At 59.4% G+C, this 16,700-nt stretch carries 20 protein-coding genes; 19 read left to right on the top strand and 1 reads right to left on the bottom strand.

Features of this window, described 5'->3' with window-relative positions; translation table 11 throughout:
• Positions 1 to 176: 176 nt before the first annotated feature.
• Positions 177 to 992, bottom strand: a complete 816-nt coding sequence (locus tag ACL2XP_RS12750) for an MIP/aquaporin family protein (protein ID WP_413738866.1) — start codon at positions 990 to 992, stop codon at positions 177 to 179.
• 565 nt (positions 993 to 1,557) lie between these two features.
• Between ACL2XP_RS12750 and pduA the strand changes: the two genes are divergently transcribed.
• The 19 genes from pduA to cobA all read left to right on the top strand — a co-directional run bounded on the left by pduA (position 1,558) and on the right by cobA (position 16,656).
• Positions 1,558 to 1,842, top strand: a complete 285-nt coding sequence (pduA, locus tag ACL2XP_RS12745; protein ID WP_162365898.1) for a propanediol utilization microcompartment protein PduA — start codon at positions 1,558 to 1,560, stop codon at positions 1,840 to 1,842.
• Entirely contained in the window at positions 1,839 to 2,651 is an 813-nt protein-coding gene (gene pduB / locus ACL2XP_RS12740; RefSeq protein WP_413738865.1) for a propanediol utilization microcompartment protein PduB, read from the top strand. The genes pduA and pduB overlap by 4 nt, the downstream gene beginning before the upstream one ends.
• Positions 2,652 to 2,669: 18 nt before the next feature.
• On the top strand, positions 2,670 to 4,334 hold the full coding sequence (pduC, locus tag ACL2XP_RS12735; protein WP_413738864.1) for a propanediol dehydratase large subunit PduC: 1,665 nt from the start codon (positions 2,670 to 2,672) through the stop codon (positions 4,332 to 4,334).
• A 12-nt stretch (positions 4,335 to 4,346) separates the two neighbouring features.
• Complete coding sequence (locus tag ACL2XP_RS12730) at positions 4,347 to 5,027, top strand: propanediol/glycerol family dehydratase medium subunit (protein ID WP_413738863.1); 681 nt, start codon at positions 4,347 to 4,349, stop codon at positions 5,025 to 5,027.
• 70 nt (positions 5,028 to 5,097) lie between these two features.
• Positions 5,098 to 5,619 carry a propanediol dehydratase small subunit PduE gene (pduE, locus tag ACL2XP_RS12725; RefSeq protein ID WP_413738862.1) on the top strand — a complete coding sequence of 174 codons (522 nt, stop codon included), beginning with the start codon at positions 5,098 to 5,100 and terminating at the stop codon, positions 5,617 to 5,619.
• Positions 5,620 to 5,650: 31 nt separating this feature from the next.
• The gene (locus ACL2XP_RS12720) at positions 5,651 to 7,486 is read left to right on the top strand and encodes a diol dehydratase reactivase subunit alpha (protein ID WP_413738861.1); all 1,836 of its coding nucleotides are present in this window, start codon (positions 5,651 to 5,653) and stop codon (positions 7,484 to 7,486) included.
• Positions 7,473 to 7,844, top strand: coding sequence for a glycerol dehydratase reactivase beta/small subunit family protein (locus ACL2XP_RS12715; RefSeq protein ID WP_413738860.1), 372 nt, complete (start codon positions 7,473 to 7,475; stop codon positions 7,842 to 7,844). Before ACL2XP_RS12720 ends, ACL2XP_RS12715 begins: the two co-directional genes overlap by 14 nt.
• 76 nt (positions 7,845 to 7,920) lie before the next feature.
• Positions 7,921 to 8,211 carry a BMC domain-containing protein gene (locus tag ACL2XP_RS12710; protein WP_413738859.1) on the top strand — a complete coding sequence of 97 codons (291 nt, stop codon included), beginning with the start codon at positions 7,921 to 7,923 and terminating at the stop codon, positions 8,209 to 8,211.
• 15 nt (positions 8,212 to 8,226) lie between these two features.
• Positions 8,227 to 8,898: a BMC domain-containing protein gene (locus tag ACL2XP_RS12705; RefSeq protein ID WP_413738858.1), complete on the top strand. Its 672-nt coding sequence runs from the start codon at positions 8,227 to 8,229 to the stop codon at positions 8,896 to 8,898.
• Positions 8,898 to 9,527, top strand: a complete 630-nt coding sequence (locus tag ACL2XP_RS12700) for a phosphate propanoyltransferase (protein ID WP_413738857.1) — start codon at positions 8,898 to 8,900, stop codon at positions 9,525 to 9,527. Before ACL2XP_RS12705 ends, ACL2XP_RS12700 begins: the two co-directional genes overlap by 1 nt.
• A 2-nt stretch (positions 9,528 to 9,529) precedes the next feature.
• Positions 9,530 to 10,036 carry a PduM family microcompartment protein gene (pduM, locus tag ACL2XP_RS12695; RefSeq protein WP_413738856.1) on the top strand — a complete coding sequence of 169 codons (507 nt, stop codon included), beginning with the start codon at positions 9,530 to 9,532 and terminating at the stop codon, positions 10,034 to 10,036.
• Between the two features lie 3 nt (positions 10,037 to 10,039).
• A complete protein-coding gene (locus ACL2XP_RS12690; protein WP_413738855.1) occupies positions 10,040 to 10,312 on the top strand; it encodes a EutN/CcmL family microcompartment protein in 273 nt (90 codons plus the stop codon).
• 24 nt (positions 10,313 to 10,336) lie between these two features.
• Positions 10,337 to 11,395: a cob(I)yrinic acid a,c-diamide adenosyltransferase gene (locus ACL2XP_RS12685; RefSeq protein ID WP_413738854.1), complete on the top strand. Its 1,059-nt coding sequence runs from the start codon at positions 10,337 to 10,339 to the stop codon at positions 11,393 to 11,395.
• A complete protein-coding gene (locus ACL2XP_RS12680) occupies positions 11,395 to 12,783 on the top strand; it encodes an aldehyde dehydrogenase family protein (RefSeq protein ID WP_413738853.1) in 1,389 nt (462 codons plus the stop codon). The genes ACL2XP_RS12685 and ACL2XP_RS12680 overlap by 1 nt, the downstream gene beginning before the upstream one ends.
• 16 nt (positions 12,784 to 12,799) lie before the next feature.
• Positions 12,800 to 13,909: a 1-propanol dehydrogenase PduQ gene (locus tag ACL2XP_RS12675; RefSeq protein WP_413738852.1), complete on the top strand. Its 1,110-nt coding sequence runs from the start codon at positions 12,800 to 12,802 to the stop codon at positions 13,907 to 13,909.
• Between the two features lie 17 nt (positions 13,910 to 13,926).
• Complete coding sequence (eutS, locus tag ACL2XP_RS12670) at positions 13,927 to 14,277, top strand: ethanolamine utilization microcompartment protein EutS (protein ID WP_413738851.1); 351 nt, start codon at positions 13,927 to 13,929, stop codon at positions 14,275 to 14,277.
• A 3-nt stretch (positions 14,278 to 14,280) separates the two neighbouring features.
• On the top strand, positions 14,281 to 14,709 hold the full coding sequence (locus tag ACL2XP_RS12665) for a EutP/PduV family microcompartment system protein (RefSeq protein ID WP_413738850.1): 429 nt from the start codon (positions 14,281 to 14,283) through the stop codon (positions 14,707 to 14,709).
• 17 nt (positions 14,710 to 14,726) lie between these two features.
• Positions 14,727 to 15,935 carry an acetate/propionate family kinase gene (locus tag ACL2XP_RS12660; protein WP_413738849.1) on the top strand — a complete coding sequence of 403 codons (1,209 nt, stop codon included), beginning with the start codon at positions 14,727 to 14,729 and terminating at the stop codon, positions 15,933 to 15,935.
• Positions 15,925 to 16,656 carry a uroporphyrinogen-III C-methyltransferase gene (cobA, locus tag ACL2XP_RS12655; RefSeq protein ID WP_413738848.1) on the top strand — a complete coding sequence of 244 codons (732 nt, stop codon included), beginning with the start codon at positions 15,925 to 15,927 and terminating at the stop codon, positions 16,654 to 16,656. Before ACL2XP_RS12660 ends, cobA begins: the two co-directional genes overlap by 11 nt.
• The last annotated feature ends 44 nt before the right edge of the window (positions 16,657 to 16,700 follow it).

The raw sequence follows: 16,700 nt of genomic DNA, 5'->3' as shown, positions 1-16,700 counted from the left end.
TATTTAATCATCCGTGAACCACGATGCTTTGGGCGCACAATACGTTCAAAAAAAAGTTTAAAAAAGAATACGGCGCTATCGATCGACATGCGGTCCGATCGATAGCGCCGCTGGAGAAGCCGGACGCTTGGCCGTCTCGGCAAACAAGCTACGGCCAGGCGGACGAGTCCGGCGACTTAATTGCTTACCGGCGGCTGGTTCAGATTGCCGGGCAAATGCCGGGCGATAAGGAAACGATAAATGGCCGCGCCCAGCATGGCCCCTATGATCGGAGCGATAATCGGTATGATGAAATAGGGAATATCCCGGCCGCCGGTCATGGAAACGTTGCCCCAGCCGGCAAAAAACGTAAACAGTTTTGGACCGAAATCACGGGCGGGGTTCATGGCGAACCCGGTTAGCGGCGCGGTCGAGGCGCCAATGACCGCCACCAGGATACCGATCAGCAGGGGCGCCAGCGGGCCTTTGGGCACGCCGTTGCCGTCATCGGTCAGGGCCATGATCAGCCCCATCAGGATGGAGGTAATGACGATTTCCACGAAAGCCGCCAGCCCGACGCTGATGGCCGCCGCCGGATACGTGGAAAATATACTGGCGAGGAACAAACTTTCCTGGCTGCCGCGCACCATCTGGTGGGCCTGTTCATAAAGGTCAAACATATTATGATACAGCAGATAGGTCAGCGCCGCGCCGCCAAAAGCCCCCGCCACCTGCGCCACGATATAGGGCAGGACTTTTCTTTTATCAAAACTGGCAAATAGCCATAAGGCGATGGTGATCGCCGGGTTGAGATGGGCGCCGGAAATGCCCGCGGTCAAATAGACCGCCAGCGCGATGCCCAGCCCCCATACCACGCAAATTTCCCATAGGCCGAAACTGGCGCCGGCAAGTTTCGCCGCGCACAGCACGCTGGTACCAAAAAAGATAAAGAGGCCGGTACCCAGCAGTTCGGCGGTACATTGCCCTGTCACTGACCTTAACGTGTCGCTCATTGTATTATTCCTGTATGACGTCAAAATGAATAAATATAAAACGGACCTGAATGGCAATAAGCTATATGTCGACATACATTTTGGCATAATTATTTTTTGATCAAATGAGATCTCGCTTGCAATTATCTTTTTATGCAACAAAATCAGGACATAAAATATCGTTTTATTGAGTGTGAATTAATTGGCATTATTGATATTTTTTCAGTACCTCCAGGCCTGCAAGCCTCTCCTGGCGTGGGTTTGGCGTTTTTTGCCTGATGCAAATCTTTCGTCATACAGCAATTGCATTGTTCCCATCGCGCTAACTTGCAAATCACAAATCAACTATTTCATCAAGAACAGGTTTGTTATTTTGCAGTAGCGAAAGTTAATAATTGCTATCAGGAAAGCGGATAAAACCCAGGCAGGGCTTGGAATCATTAAATAAAAATAGCAATTTTTTGCTATGCCAAAGCTAATCATTTCTCATATTTTCATACTAATTAAGCCATTATTTTTTATCGCTTCCGCGTATATTTTCTACCGGACATCCTCAGAATTTTAATGATTGGTCGAGGTAATAAAAATGCAACAAGAAGCCCTGGGCATGGTTGAAACCAAAGGTCTGACCGCCGCGATCGAAGCGGCCGATACCATGGTGAAATCGGCCAATGTGTTGTTGGTCGGTTATGAAAAAATTGGTTCCGGTCTGGTAACGGTGATTGTGCGCGGCGACGTCGGTGCGGTTAAGGCCGCGACGGATGCCGGCGCCATGGCGGCGGCGAATGTAGGCGAAGTAGTCGCTACCCACGTAATTCCACGTCCCCATGCGGATGTGGAGAAATTCTTGCCTAAAGGAATCCGCGAATGAACACCGATAAGGTCATCGACCAGATTTTAGCTCAGGTGATGGCAAAAATCGGTGACGGCGCCACCGCGGTGCCCCCTTCTCACTCTCCATTGGATCGAGGTCCGGATATGTCGGAAAACACCTGTAACCTGACGGAATTCGTCGGCACGGCCATGGGCGACACTATTGGTTTAGTGATTGCCAATGTCGACAGCGCTGTGCTGACGGCCATGAAATTAGAAAAACGCTACCGCTCCATCGGTATTCTCGGTACCCGCATCGGCGCCGGCCCGCACATCATGGCGGCGGACGAAGCGGTCAAGGCGACCAATACCGAAGTGGTCAGTATTGAACTACCGCGCGATACCAAAGGCGGCGCGGGCCACGGTTCACTGATTATCTTCGGCGGCGAAGACGTTTCCGACGTCAAGCGCGCGGTGGAAGTGGCGTTAAAAGAGCTGGACCGCACCTTCGGCGATGTTTATAGCAACGAAGCCGGCCATATCGAATTGCAATACAGCGCCCGCGCCAGCTATGCGCTGGAAAAAGCCTTCGGCGCGCCTATCGGCAAGGCCTGCGGCGTTATTGTCGGGGCGCCCGCGGCCATCGGCGTGGTCATGGCCGATACGGCGGTTAAATCCGCCAATGTCGACGTGGTCGCCTACAGTTCCCCGTCCAAGGGCACCAGCTTCAGTAATGAAGTGATCCTGGTGGTTTCCGGCGATTCCGGCGCGGTACGCCAGGCGGTGACCTCCGCCCGCGAAATCGGTAAGACGTTGCTCGGTACGCTCGGCTCGGTGCCGCATAACGATCGTCCGTCTTATATTTAACTCCTTGTGGGGGATGGCATGAAATCCAAGCGATTTGAAGCGCTGGCGAAACGTCCGGTCAACCAGGACGGTTTTGTCAAAGAATGGGTCGAGGAAGGCTTTATAGCCATGGAAAGCCCGAACGATCCCAAACCGTCGATCAAGATCGTCGACGGCAAGGTCACGGAACTGGACGGTAAAGCCCGCGCCCAGTTCGATCTGATCGATCACTTTATCGCCAATTACGGCATCAACCTGTCGCGTTCCGAAGAAGTAATGGCGATGGATTCGGTCAAACTGGCGAAAATGCTGTGCGACCCCAATGTGTCGCGCGCCGAGATTATCCCGCTGACCACCGCCATGACGCCGGCGAAAATTGTCGAAGTCATGTCGCAGATGAACGTGGTGGAAATGATGATGTCGATGCAGAAGATGCGCGCCCGCCGCACGCCTTCGCAGCAGGCTCACGTCACCAATATCCAGGACAATCCGGTACAGATTGCCGCCGATGCGGCCGAAGGCGCCTACCGCGGCTTCGATGAACAGGAAACCACCGTGGCGGTGGCGCGCTATGCGCCGTTTAACGCCATCGCGCTGCTTGTCGGCTCGCAGGTCGGCCGTCCGGGCGTGTTGACCCAATGCTCGCTGGAAGAAGCCACCGAGCTGAAGCTGGGTATGCTGGGACACACCTGCTACGCGGAAACCATCTCGGTTTATGGTACCGAACCGGTGTTTACCGACGGTGACGATACCCCCTGGTCCAAAGGCTTTCTCGCCTCTTCTTACGCGTCCCGCGGCCTGAAAATGCGGTTTACCTCGGGCTCCGGTTCGGAAGTGCAGATGGGTTACGCCGAAGGCAAATCCATGCTGTACCTGGAAGCGCGTTGTATCTTTATTACCCGCGCGGCCGGGGTGCAAGGGCTGCAAAACGGCTCGGTAAGCTGTATCGGTATTCCGTCGGCGGTACCGTCGGGGATTCGCGCCGTGCTGGCGGAAAACCTGATTTGCTCGTCGCTGGATTTGGAATGCGCCTCCAGTAACGACCAGACCTTTACCCATTCCGATATGCGCCGCACCGCCCGCCTGCTGATGCAGTTCCTGCCCGGGACCGACTTTATCTCCTCCGGTTATTCCGCGGTGCCCAACTACGACAATATGTTCGCCGGCTCCAATGAAGACGCCGAGGATTTCGACGACTACAACATCTTGCAGCGGGATCTGAAAGTGGACGGCGGCCTGCGTCCGGTTCGCGAAGAAGATGTGGTCGCCATCCGCAATAAAGCGGCGCGCGCGCTGCAGGCGGCCTTTGCCGGCATGGGCCTGCCGCCCATTACCGACGAAGAAGTCACCGCCGCCACCTATGCCCACGGGTCGAAAGATATGCCCGCGCGCAACAAGGTGGAAGATATGAAGTTCGCCCAGGAAATCATCGAGAAAAACCGTACCGGGCTGGAAGTGGTCAAGGCGCTGGCCGAAGGCGGTTTCCCCGATGTGGCGCAAAGCGTGCTGGATATCCAGAAAGCCAAGATCGCCGGCGACTATTTGCATACCTCCGCCATTATCGTCGGCAACGGCCAGGTGCTGTCGGCGGTGAATGACATTAATGACTATGCGGGTCCGGCCACCGGATACCGTTTGGAAGGCGCTCGTTGGGAAGAAATCAAAAATATCCCCAATGCGCTCGACCCCAGTGAATTGGGTTAAAAGGCGGCCACGATGGAAATTAATGAAACACTATTACGGCAAATCATCGGCGATGTGCTGAGCCAGATGAAGCCCCAGGATAACCAGGTCAGTTTCGCCCCCGCCGCGGCGCCTTCATCCGCCCCGGCGGCCAACGGCGACAACCAGACTTGTGATTTCCTCAAGGTGGTGGGCGACGCCAAACCGGGCGCCCACAAAGACGAAGTGGTTATCGCCGTCGGACCGGCGTTCGGCCTGTCGCAGACGGTCAATATCATCGGTTTGCCCCATAAACAGATCCTGCGTGAACTGATTGCCGGTATCGAAGAAGAAGGCGTCAGGGCCAGGGTAATCCGCTGCTTTAAGTCGTCCGACGTGGCGTTTGTGGCGGTGGAAGGCAATCGTCTGAGCGGTTCGGGCATCTCGATCGGCCTGCAGTCGAAAGGCACGACGGTGATTCATCAACGCGGGCTGCCGCCGTTGTCGAATCTGGAACTGTTCCCCCAGGCGCCGTTGCTGACATTGGAAACCTACCGGCACATCGGTAAAAACGCGGCCCGCTATGCCAAAGGCGAATCGCCCGATCCGGTGCCGACGCTAAACGATCAGATGGCGCGGCCAAAATACCAGGCCAAGTCCGCGGTGCTGCATATCAAGGAAACCAAGTACGTGGTGACCGGGAAATTGCCGCAGGAACTGAGCGTAGCGCTGTAAGCGTGACGATTTCTAGCTGACTGTCTCTACGCGATCCGCGTTCGGCGGCTCGCGAATTAAGGTAACGACGATGAATGCTGATGCAATTGAAACCATGGTGCGTGACGTGCTGGCACGCATGAACAACCCGGACGCGGCAGCGGCGCCAGTCTCCGCGCCCGCCGCGGCCAACCGGATCAAAGCCGGCGTGGCGGATTACCCGCTGACCAATAAACACCCGGAATGGGTGAAGACCGGCACCGGTAAAACCCTTGACGATCTGACGCTGGCCAATGTGCTAAATGGCCGCGTGACCGCGCAGGACGTGCGCATCACGCCGGAGATCCTGCGCATCCAGGCGGATATCGCCCGGGCCGCCGGCCGCGATTTGCTGGCCATGAACTTCGAGCGCGCCGCCGAACTGACCGCCGTGCCGGATGAACGGGTATTGGAAATCTACAACGCCCTGCGCCCGTTCCGTTCCAGCAAAGAGGAGCTGCTGGCCATCGCCGAAGAGCTGCAAACGCGCTACCAGGCCACCATCTGCGCCGGGTTTGTCCGCGAGGCCGCGGGTTATTACGTGCAGCGCAAGAAGCTCAAAGGCGACGATTAATCTTAGGGAACGGGACAGGCGGGAGCGGCACATGGGTTATATCGTAGGTGTGGATATCGGTAATTCCTCCACCGAGGCGGCGCTGGCAAAGACCGCCTCCACCGGGGAGTTGACATTTATCGCCAGTTCGCTGACGGAAACCACCGGTATCAAGGGCACCAAACGCAACGTCTTCGGGATTATGCACGCCCTGAACGACGTGGTGGATCGAGCCGGCATCAGCCTTGGCGACTTGACGCTTATCCGGCTCAACGAGGCGACGCCGGTAATTGGCGACGTGGCGATGGAAACCATCACGGAAACCGTCATCACCGAATCCACCATGATCGGCCATAACCCCAAAACGCCGGGGGGCCTGGGGCTGGGCGCCGGTATTACCATCGGTTTCGACGAGTTGCTTACGCGCTCCGCCGACGAGCCGTATATCGTAATCGCCCCCGCCGCGCTCGATTTCGCCGATATCGCCGCGATGATTAACGCGGCCGCCAAAGCCGGGTTCCGGATTACGGCGGCGATCTTGCAGCGGGACGACGGCGTGTTGGTCAGCAACCGGCTGGACCACCCTATTCCCATTGTCGACGAAGTGCACTATATCGAGCGTATCCCGTTGGGCATGCCCGCGGCGGTGGAAGTTGCCGCCCAGGGCAAGGTGATTACCCAACTATCAAATCCCTATGGCATCGCCACCGTGTTCAAGCTTACCGCCGACGAAACCCGCGCCATCGTTCCGGTGGCGCGCTCGCTCATCGGCACCCGCTCGGCCGTGGTGGTGAAAACCCCTAAAGGGGACGTTAAGGCGCGCACCATCCCGGCCGGACATCTGGAACTGTACGCCGGTAACCGGGTCACCCGCATCGACGTCCACCAGGGGGCGGACAAAATCATGAGCGCGGTGACCGCGCTGGGCAAGCTGGATAACGCCAGCGGGGAGTCCGGTACCCATATCGGCGGCATGCTGGAGCAAGTGCGCCAGACCATGGCGGAACTGACCAATAAGGACCCGGCGTCCGTCGCCATCCAGGATTTGCTAGCGGTGGATACCTTTGTGCCGGTTAACGTCAAGGGCGGCCTGGCCGGCGAGTTCTTTATGGAACAGGCGGTGGGCATCGCGGCCATGGTGAAATCGGACCGCCTGCAAATGATGGAGATTGCCGACGTGCTGCATCAGCAAACCGGCGTCGAGGTCACTATCGGCGGCGCGGAAGCGGAAGCGGCCATCCTCGGCGCGCTTACCACGCCGGGCACCCAGCGGCCGCTGGCCATTCTTGATTTGGGCGCCGGGTCCACCGACGCCTCGATCATCGACGCCGGCGGACGCATCGTCGCCACCCATCTGGCCGGTGCCGGTGACATGGTCACGTTACTGATTAATTCGGAATTGGGGCTGGAGCAGCGCCAACTGGCGGAGGAGATCAAAAAATACCCTCTGGCCAAGGTGGAGAGCCTGTTCCATATCCGCCATGAAGACGGCAGCGTGCAGTTTTTCAACCAGTCCCTGCCCCCGGAAGTATTTGCCCGGGTGGTGGTGGTCAAGGAGGACGGCCTGGTGCCGCTGCCGGGCGATCTGGCGCTGGAAAAAGTGCGGATGGTGCGGCGCAGCGCCAAACAGCGGGTATTCGTCACCAACGCCCTGCGCGCCCTGGCCCAGGTCAGCCCCACCGGCAGCATTCGCGATATTCCGTTCGTGGTACTGGTGGGCGGCTCGTCCCTGGACTTCGAGGTGCCGCAGCTGATTACCGACGCGCTGGCCCATTACCACCTGGTGGCGGGCCAGGGCAATGTCCGCGGCTGCGAAGGCCCGCGCAACGCCGTGGCGACGGGATTGGTGCTGTCATGGAACGGGGAGGCGAAATATGGAACTGCCTGATATCAGCCAGCCGGCCATCGTTATCACCGTGGACCCCGACGCGGACCGGCGGAGCTGGCGGCAGCTACTGCTGGGGATGGAGGAGGAAGGCATTCCGTTTGTTCTGCATCGCGTCGAACGCGGCAACGGCGATACGTCGCCGGTGACCCTGGCGCACCAGGCCGCGTCCGCCTCGCCGCTGGCGGTGGGGGTAGCGGTGGGCGCGCGGGAATTGGTGGTACACGACCCCCACCTGCCGGCCGACGGGCCGCTGTTTGTCCTGGAGGACTATCCGCGGCTGGCGGCGGAGGAAATACGCCGGCTGGGTTGCAACGCGGCCCGGCTGGTCAAGGGATTGCCGTTTAAATTTACCGTTTGAATTTGGTCTTTAGTTTTATGTAACGCAATGCCGGCAATCTATCCGGCTCCAAGACGCCCTGAACAGGAGAGAAGTAATGAATAACGCATTGGGATTAATCGAAACCAAAGGATTGGTCGGCGCCATTATCGCGGCGGATGCCATGGTCAAATCGGCCAACGTGCAATTGGTGGGCTATGAAAAAATCGGCTCCGGTCTGGTGACGGTCATGGTACGCGGCGATGTCGGCGCGGTAAAAGCGGCGGTTGATGCCGGGGCCGCCGCGGCGCAGGGCATCGGTAACGTGGTTTCTACCCATGTCATCCCGCGTCCGCATTCGGACGTCGAAGGCTTTTTGCCAAAATCCACCCCGGCGCTGGGTGAATAACCGGAAGGTGACCGTGTGAAAACCTCACTGGGTTTACTTGAAGTCGCCGGTCTGGCGCTGGCCATCAAGGTGGCGGACACCATGGCCAAGGCGGCGAACGTCGAGATTGCCGGCATTGAAAAAACCAATGGCTCCGGCTGGATGCTCGTCACGATTACCGGTGATGTGGCGGCGGTCAGCTCGGCGGTCAACAACGGTGCGGAACTGGCGCGGCGGGAAAACGGCTGGGTAGCGGATCGGGTTATCGCCCGCCCCGCCGATGCTTTGGCCGCCTGGCTAACCACCCGCGAACAGCTGGCGGCCGCCGAAGCGCCCGCCGGCGAGGCGGCGGAATCGCCTAATGACGCTAACCCGGCCGCCGGCGATGTGGCGCCTATCACCGAAGCGCCCGCCGGCAAGGCGGCGGAATCGGCTAATGACGCTAACCCGGCCGCCGGCGATGTAGCGCCTATCACCGAAGCGCCCGCCGGCGAGGCGGCGGAATCGGCAAGCGTGGTTACGCCCTCGCCGGCCGCGGCCGGCGAGGCGAAGGCGGCCGCCATGGCGAGATATACGCCAAAAATCCTCTCCGGCCTGCCGGGAGTAGAGGCGGGAACCTGCAATTTATGTCATGACCCGGCCTGTCCGCGCCGTAAAGGCGAACCGCGCGCGGCGTGCATTCACAACGGAGAAAGAGGCGAAGTCTGATGGAAACCCTGGAACTGAAGTCCCTGGTGGAAAACGTACTGCTCGATATGCAACGGCGCCCTATTCCGCTCGGCATATCGAACCGGCATTTACATCTATCCCTTGAGGATTATGAACATTTGTTTCCCGGCCGCCCGTTGATCTTTAAAAAGGATCTGTACCAGCCCGGACAGTTCGCCTCTGAACAGGTGGTGAATCTGGTCGGGCCGAAAGGCACCTTGAAAAATGTCCGGATTCTCGGCCCGCTGCGCGGCCAGTCGCAGGTGGAAATTTCACGTACCGACGCCCGGTTATTGGGCGTGGACGCGCCGCTGCGCCTATCCGGCAACCTGAACGATACCCCGGGCCTGCTGCTGGTCAGCAACAGCGGTGAATTGCAGTTGCCCCACGGCGTGATCGTGGCGCAGCGGCATATCCATATGTCGCCGCTGGATGCGCTGCTGTTCGGGGTCAAGCAAGGGGACCTGGTACGGGTCGCCCTGCGCGGCACCGGCCGCAAGCTGATATTCGACGATGTGGTGGTACGGGTGGGCGAGCATATGCGCCTGGAAATGCATATCGACACCGACGAAGCCAACGCGGCGGACGCCGGGGCCAAGGGCGCCACCGCGGTATTAATGGAGCGTTAAGCATGGGTCAGGAACTGATGCAGGAACGTTGGATAGCCGAATGCGTGGCCCAGGTGATCCTGCGGCTGCAACAGCGCCAACTGGCCGAATTGGTTCTCAGCCAGCGTTCGTTGGACACCGACTGGCCGGCGGACGCCGCCCTGCGCCACGCCACTCTGCGGGTCACGCAAACTACGCCGGCTTTTCTACGGCAACTGGCCGCCGCCGGGGATGGCGATGCCGCCTTCGACCGCCTGCGGCAAGCCTGGCGCGACGGGATGCGGGTGGTTTTGGAAATCGAGCGGTCCTGCTTCGGCCTGCTGCCCGTAGCCGAATTGCTGCGCTTGCCGCTGAAATTCAGTACCCATGACCGCCAGCCGGTGCATCTGCTGGCCCGGCCGGTGGCCGGTTATGCCGATATCAAGCCCTTGCCGGCGGGTTATCTGGTGCTGGCGCGCAGGGTACTGCTCACCGCGCTGGCCAGGGATGAAATCGTTAAACGTGGTCTTCAACTCTATAGGCAGGACTAACTCATGCAATTGGCTCGCGTAATCGGTTCGGTGGTGTCGACACAAAAAGCGCCTTCGCTGCTGGGTAAAAAATTGATGGTGGTCGAACCGGTCAATAGCGACGGTTCTGCCCCCAACGGCATCAAGCTGCAGGAAGTGGCGGTGGATTCGGTGGGCGCGGGCGAAGGTGAAATTGTCCTGCTGGCCCGGGGCGCGTCGGCGCGCTGGGTCTTTGCCGAACCTAATCAGGCCATCGACCTGGCGATTGTCGGCATCATCGACAGTTTTGTGCCTTAACCGGCGCCGACGCGAGGAACAGTCATGAGCATTTATACCAAAACCGGCGATAAAGGCACCACGTCGCTTATCGGCGGACAACGCATCAAAAAATACCATCCCCGCGTCGAGGCCTACGGCACGGTGGATGAACTGAATGCCAATCTCAGCGTGGCGACACATCTGGTGCATGACGGGCTTAATCGCCAGCTGTTGCTGGACATACAGCGCCAATTGTTCTGGCTCGGCGCCGAACTGGCCGACGACCGGCCTGAACGGCGCGACGCGACGGTGCAGCGGATCAATGCCGATCATATCGCTCAGCTTGAGCGGGCCATCGATCGCTGCATGGCCGCCCTGCCGCCGGTGACCGGTTTTGTCCTGCCCGGCGACAGCGCCGCGGGCAGCCAGTTGCATCTGGCGCGCACCGTGGCGCGGCGCGCGGAGCGGCGGGCGGTGGAGCTGGCGGATGAGTTGCACGTGCGTGGAGAAGTACGTGGAGAGGTGCGTGGAGAAGTACGCGCAGAAGTGCTGCGCTATCTCAACCGCCTGTCCGACTGCCTCTATGCCCTGGCGCGCAGCGAAGACGCCGCCGCCAGAACCGACGCCATCATCGGCGAGGTGGCCCGGCGCTACCAGGCGCAAACCGCGGCCGGCGCAACCGATGCTGAACCGCGGCGCAAGTCCGAAGAAGGCCTGGACTTTATCCTGGTGCACAACCTGATGCGGGCGGCGCTGGAATCGGCGCGGGAACTGGCGGTGCCGGTGGTGATCGCCATAGTGGATCGCCACGGCAATCCGGTCATGACCTACCGCATGACCGACGCGCTGCTGGTCTCCCTCGATCTGGCGCCGAAAAAAGCCTTTTCCGCCGTGGCGCTGAAAACCGCCACGCACAACCTTGGTCCGGCAGTCCAACCCGGAGCCGATCTTTATCAACTGGAAGCCTCGTCGGGCGGCAAGATTGTCACCTTCGGCGGCGGATATCCGCTCTACCGCGCCGGCCAACTGATCGGCGGGCTGGGCATCAGCGGCGGAACCGTCGCCCAGGATCGGCAAATCGCCCAACGGGCCATCACGCACTGTAATGTGGGGAATGAGTAATGAATAGTAATGAACTGGAATCGCTGATCCGGACCATCCTGAGTGAAAAACTCGAACCGGCGCGCCGGGAAAACGCCACCTCGGCGCTGTTTGACCAGGTGGATGAGGCCGTCGGGGCCGCCCATAAGGCGTTTCTGACCTATCAGCAGCGCCCGCTGAAAACCCGTAAAGACGTCATCGCCGCCGTTCGCCGCGAGCTGGTGCCCCATTTGCAAGTCCTGGCCGAGCGCGGCGCCGAAGAAACCGGCATGGGTAAAGTGGAGGATAAGCTGCTGAAAAACCGCGTCGCGCTGGAAAAAACCCCCGGCGTGGAAGACCTGGTGACCGAGGCCCTGACCGGCGATGAAGGCATGGTGCTGTTCGAATACTCGCCGTTTGGCGTCATAGGCTCGGTAGCGCCGAGCACCAACCCCACCGAAACCATTATCAATAACTGCATCAGCATGCTCGCCGCCGGCAACGCGATCTTTTTCAGCCCGCACCCGGGCGCCAAAAATGTCTCGTTATGGCTGATCGAGCAGATCGAAGCCATTATTTTCACCGCCTGCGGCATCCATAATCTGGTGACCTGCGTGCGCGAACCGAGCTTCGAATCCACCCAGCAAATGATGAAGCACCCGCTGATCGCCATGCTGGCCATTACCGGCGGCCCCGGCATCGTGAATATGGCGCTGAAAAGCGGCAAGAAAACCCTTGGCGCCGGCGCGGGCAATCCGCCGAGCCTGGTGGATGAAACCGCGGTGCTGGATAAAGCCGCGCAGGATATCGTCAGCGGCGCGTCGTTTGATTACAACCTGCCTTGCACCGCTGAGAAAAGCCTGATCGTGGTGGAAAGCGTCGCTCCGGCCCTGCTGGCCGAAATGCAAAAATGCGGGGCCCTGCTCGTCACCGGCGCCGACAATATCGACAAGCTGCGTAAAGCGGCGATTATCGATGGCCATGCCAATAAAGCGCTGGTCGGTAAAAGCCCCGTGGCCTTGCTGAAAGCCGCCGGCCTGCCCGCGCCGGACAAAGCGCCGCGCCTGTTGCTGGTGGAAGTGCCCGCCGACGACCCGTTTGTCATGGTGGAACAGCTGATGCCGATCCTGCCGGTGGTGCGGGTCCGCGATTTCGAAACCGGTTTGCAACTGGCGCTGAAGGTGGAAGGCGGCCTGCACCATACCGCCACTATGCATTCGCAGAACGTTTCGCGGCTGAACAAGGCGGCGCAGCTGCTGCAAACCTCCATTTTTGTTAAAAACGGCCCGTCTTATGCCGGCATCGGCGTGGGTTCTGAAGGTTTTGCCACCTTTACCATCGCCACGCCCACCGGCGAAGGCACCACGTCGGCGCGCAATTTTGCCCGCCACCGCCGCTGTGTATTGGCCAATGCGTTTTCAATCCGTTGAGTAAAAGGGAAAGACGATGAACCGTTTTGTGATCCCTACCCGCGTTTACAGCGGCACCGACTGCCTGCAACGGCTGGAGCGCTACCGGGGCAAAGATGTCTGGGTGGTCTGCGACAGTTTCCTGGCAAAAGGCGGCGCCATCGCGCGCCTGCTGGAACACCTGGATGCCGATCGGGTCAGCCTGTTCAGCGATATCATGCCCGATCCGCCTATCGCCACCGTGGTGGCGGGCATCTTGCAGCTCCAGGCGATACGCCCGCAGGTGGTCATCGGGTTTGGCGGCGGTTCCGCCATCGACGCCGCCAAGGCCATGGTATTTTTCGGGCGCAAACTTGGCCTCACCATCGACCGGTTTATCGCCATCCCCACGACCAGCGGCACCGGTTCGGAAGTCACCAGCGCCAGCGTGATCGGAGATCCGGCGCTAGGGATCAAATATCCGCTGTTCGACGACGCCATTTACCCCGATATCGCCCTGCTGGACCCGCAATTGGTGGTATCGGTGCCGCCGGCGGTTACGGCCAATACCGGCATGGATGTATTAACCCACGCCGTGGAGGCCTATGTTTCCACCAATGCCAGCGATTTCAGCGATGCGCTGGCGGAGAAAGCGGCGCAGCTGGTGTTTCGCTACCTGGCCGCAGCCTGTAGCCAGGGCGATTGCCTGAAAACCCGCGAAAAAATGCACAACGCCTCGACCCTGGCCGGCATGGCCTTTAGCCAGGCCGGGCTGGGCGTGAATCACGCCATCGCCCATCAATTGGGCGGGCAGCTGCATGTGGCCCACGGCCTGGCCAATGCCCTGCTGCTCACCGAAGTGATTCGCTTCAACAGCCAGGATGCGCGGGCGGCCAAAAGATATGCCCGCCTGGCCAGGATCTGCGGGTTGGCGACGTATCAAAGCGAGGATCGGGCCGCCCTGCAACAGCTGCTCAATCATATCGGCCGGTTAAAGCGCCAGATTGGCATTCCCGCCGCCCTGGGCGGCCTGGGCCTCGGCGCCGAAAAGATCCGCCAGGTCACCCCGGCGATGATCGCGGCGGCATTGAATGATTCGACGCTGGCCACCAATCCGCGCCGGGCGACGGCGAAAGATATCGGGGCCATCCTAAATGCCATTGAGTAGCCTAAAAGCAGGTCACCATGAATAATGACATCAAAACGGAACGCGTGATCCAGGAATATGTTCCGGGCAAGCAAGTTACGCTGGCGCATTTAATCGCTAATCCAAATAAAGATATTTATAAAAAGCTGGGACTGAACGAAGACGATAATGCCATCGGCATTCTGACCATTACGCCCAGCGAAGCGTCGATTATCGCCAGCGATATCGCCACTAAATCCGGTGCCGTAAAAATCGGTTTTATCGATCGGTTTACCGGCGCGGTAATTATTTGCGGAGATGTATCATCGGTGGAATCGGCCCTGAAACAGGTTCTATATACCCTGGGTGAAGTAATGAAATTCACCCCCTGCGCGCTGACGCGGACCTGAACCATGAAACGGCTGATGCTGCTCGGTCCCAGCCAGGGCGGGAAAACCACGCTGTTGCAGTGTCTGCGCGGCGATCCGCTGGCATACCATAAGACGCAGTCGATGATTTATCTGCCCGACGCCATAGACAGTCCGGGCGAATATATCGAGAACCGTCATTTTTATAGCGCCCTGCTGTCGAGTTCCTATGAGGCGGATATCGTCGGCCTGGTGCAAAATCTGGACAGCGAAAATAGCTATTTTTCGCCTATGTTCGCCACCCTGTTTAATAAACCGGTGATCGGCATTATTACCAAAGCCGACATCCCGGTCAGTGAAAAACAAAGAGATTTTATTATTAATCAATTAAAGCAGGCCGGCGCGGACCCATTGTTTATCGTCTCGGCCACGCAGCGTGAAGGTATTACGCCTCTGCTGACGTATCTGGAATAATATTTTCGGAGTAACAGATGACACACCTTATTATGGCCGTTAATTCCGGTAGTTCATCGCTCAAATTCGAGCTGTTTTCCATGCCGGAAGAAATAACCGTGGCAAAAGGACTGTTCGAACGCTTGGGCAGCGGCAGCGCCGCGTTTACCCTGCGCGTCGGCGACACTAAACACCAGACCACCGTAGCGCTGAACGACCACCAGCAGGCGGCGGATTATCTGTTGGACGCCCTGTTGGAAAGCGGTATCGTTCCCTCGCTGACCCTGATCGACGGCGTCGGCCACCGGGTGGCCCACGGCGGCGAGTATTTTAAAGATTCCAGCCCGATCGACCCCGCCGCGCTGCTTGAAATCGAAAAGCTCAGCGCGCTTGCGCCCATCCATAATCCGGTCAACGCCAAGGGCATCAAGGCGTTCCAACTGCGCCTGCCGCACGCGGTAACCGTCGGCGTGTTCGATACCTCGTTCCACCAGTCCATTAGCGAAGCCGGTTATCTCTATCCCCTACCTTATCGCTATTACCAGGATTACGGCATCCGTCGCTACGGTTTTCACGGCACCAGCCATAAATACGTGGGCGAAACCTGCGCCGCCCTGCTGGGACGCGCCGACCTGCGGATTATCTCGTGCCACCTGGGCAACGGCGCCAGCATTTGCGCCATCGACGGCGGCCGATCGGTGGCGACGTCAATGGGATTCACGCCGCTGGCCGGGCTGATGATGGGCACCCGCTGCGGCGACATCGACCCCTCGATATTGCCGTTTATCGCCGAACACGAAAATAAATCTGCACAACAATTGCTTGAGATCATGAATAACGAGTCCGGCTTACTGGGCATCTCTGGGATCTCCAATGATTGTCGTGATATCGTAAGCGCCGCCGAATCCGGCAACCACCGCGCCGACCTGGCGCTGGGCATGTTTACCGATCGTATCCGCAGCGTTATCGGCGCTTACGCCACGGAGATGGACGGGGTGGATGCGGTGATTTTTACCGCCGGGATTGGCGAGAATTCCGCCGTGATTCGCCAGCGGGTATGCCGGAAGCTCGGCTTCCTCGGCATCCGGCTGGATGAGAATAAAAACCAGCGCCACGCAACCTTTATTCAGCAGGACGGCTCGCCGGTCATCGTGGCCGTGATTCCGACCAATGAAGAATTAATGATCGCCCGCGACGTGATGCGCGTCGGTCTGGCGCAAACGCAAGAGGTGCAACATGTCCGGTAAAGTATGGTTGGTGGGCGCGGGCCCGGGAGATCCCAGGCTGATTACGGTCATGGGCATGGAATGCCTGCGCCAGGCGGATGCGGTGGTCTACGATCGGCTGGTCAATCCCCTGCTGCTGGCGGAAGCCCCGGCGCATTGCGTGCTGATCGATGTGGGCAAGCGCGCCGATCATCATCCGATCCCCCAGGATCGGATTAACGCCATCCTGATCGAGCAAGCGCAGCTGGGACGCAGCGTGGTCCGCCTTAAAGGCGGCGATCCTTTCGTCTTCGGCCGCGGCGGCGAAGAGGCCGAGGCGCTGATCCGCGCCGGCATTCCCTGCGAAGTGGTACCGGGGATCACCTCCGCCATCGGCGGACTGGCCAGGGCCGGCATTCCGGTAACCCATCGTGATTTCGCCTCGTCGTTCCATGTCATCACCGGTCATTTGCGCGACGGCAAAGATCCGCACAATTGGCAGGTGCTGGCGCAGCTGGACGGAACGCTGGTGATTCTGATGGGCATGTCGCGCCTGGCGGACATTTGCCAGCAGTTGATCGCGCACGGCCGCAGCGCCGATACCCCCGCCGCCGTGGTCATGAACGCCAGCCATCCCGAACAGCGCATGGTTTTGGCGACCCTGGCGGATCTGCCGGAACGGGCGCGGCTGGCCGGCCTGGCGGCCCCGTCGCTGATCGCGATCGGCGAAGTGACCTCGCTGGCGTTATTGCAATCACTGTAATAACGCCGGCGCATAAGCTATGACGTGCTAACATCGGACGCAAA

Source organism: Sodalis sp. RH21, assembly GCF_047324175.1.
Lineage (GTDB): Bacteria > Pseudomonadota > Gammaproteobacteria > Enterobacterales > Enterobacteriaceae > Acerihabitans.
Note: the sequence above shows the minus strand (reverse complement) of the source record. Positions and strands in the feature narration are given on the sequence as shown.

Bases quoted from the DNA above. Each gene is read 5' to 3' on its own strand.
- ACL2XP_RS12750 (WP_413738866.1), bottom strand. From the start codon at position 992: ATGAGCGACACGTTAAGGTCAGTGACAGGGCAATGTACCGCCGAACTG.
- pduA (WP_162365898.1), top strand. From the start codon at position 1,558: ATGCAACAAGAAGCCCTGGGCATGGTTGAAACCAAAGGTCTGACCGCC.
- pduB (WP_413738865.1), top strand. From the start codon at position 1,839: ATGAACACCGATAAGGTCATCGACCAGATTTTAGCTCAGGTGATGGCA.
- pduC (WP_413738864.1), top strand. From the start codon at position 2,670: ATGAAATCCAAGCGATTTGAAGCGCTGGCGAAACGTCCGGTCAACCAG.
- ACL2XP_RS12730 (WP_413738863.1), top strand. From the start codon at position 4,347: ATGGAAATTAATGAAACACTATTACGGCAAATCATCGGCGATGTGCTG.
- pduE (WP_413738862.1), top strand. From the start codon at position 5,098: ATGAATGCTGATGCAATTGAAACCATGGTGCGTGACGTGCTGGCACGC.
- ACL2XP_RS12720 (WP_413738861.1), top strand. From the start codon at position 5,651: ATGGGTTATATCGTAGGTGTGGATATCGGTAATTCCTCCACCGAGGCG.
- ACL2XP_RS12715 (WP_413738860.1), top strand. From the start codon at position 7,473: ATGGAACTGCCTGATATCAGCCAGCCGGCCATCGTTATCACCGTGGAC.
- ACL2XP_RS12710 (WP_413738859.1), top strand. From the start codon at position 7,921: ATGAATAACGCATTGGGATTAATCGAAACCAAAGGATTGGTCGGCGCC.
- ACL2XP_RS12700 (WP_413738857.1), top strand. From the start codon at position 8,898: ATGGAAACCCTGGAACTGAAGTCCCTGGTGGAAAACGTACTGCTCGAT.
- pduM (WP_413738856.1), top strand. From the start codon at position 9,530: ATGGGTCAGGAACTGATGCAGGAACGTTGGATAGCCGAATGCGTGGCC.
- ACL2XP_RS12690 (WP_413738855.1), top strand. From the start codon at position 10,040: ATGCAATTGGCTCGCGTAATCGGTTCGGTGGTGTCGACACAAAAAGCG.
- ACL2XP_RS12685 (WP_413738854.1), top strand. From the start codon at position 10,337: ATGAGCATTTATACCAAAACCGGCGATAAAGGCACCACGTCGCTTATC.
- ACL2XP_RS12680 (WP_413738853.1), top strand. From the start codon at position 11,395: ATGAATAGTAATGAACTGGAATCGCTGATCCGGACCATCCTGAGTGAA.
- ACL2XP_RS12675 (WP_413738852.1), top strand. From the start codon at position 12,800: ATGAACCGTTTTGTGATCCCTACCCGCGTTTACAGCGGCACCGACTGC.
- eutS (WP_413738851.1), top strand. From the start codon at position 13,927: ATGAATAATGACATCAAAACGGAACGCGTGATCCAGGAATATGTTCCG.
- ACL2XP_RS12665 (WP_413738850.1), top strand. From the start codon at position 14,281: ATGAAACGGCTGATGCTGCTCGGTCCCAGCCAGGGCGGGAAAACCACG.
- ACL2XP_RS12660 (WP_413738849.1), top strand. From the start codon at position 14,727: ATGACACACCTTATTATGGCCGTTAATTCCGGTAGTTCATCGCTCAAA.
- cobA (WP_413738848.1), top strand. From the start codon at position 15,925: ATGTCCGGTAAAGTATGGTTGGTGGGCGCGGGCCCGGGAGATCCCAGG.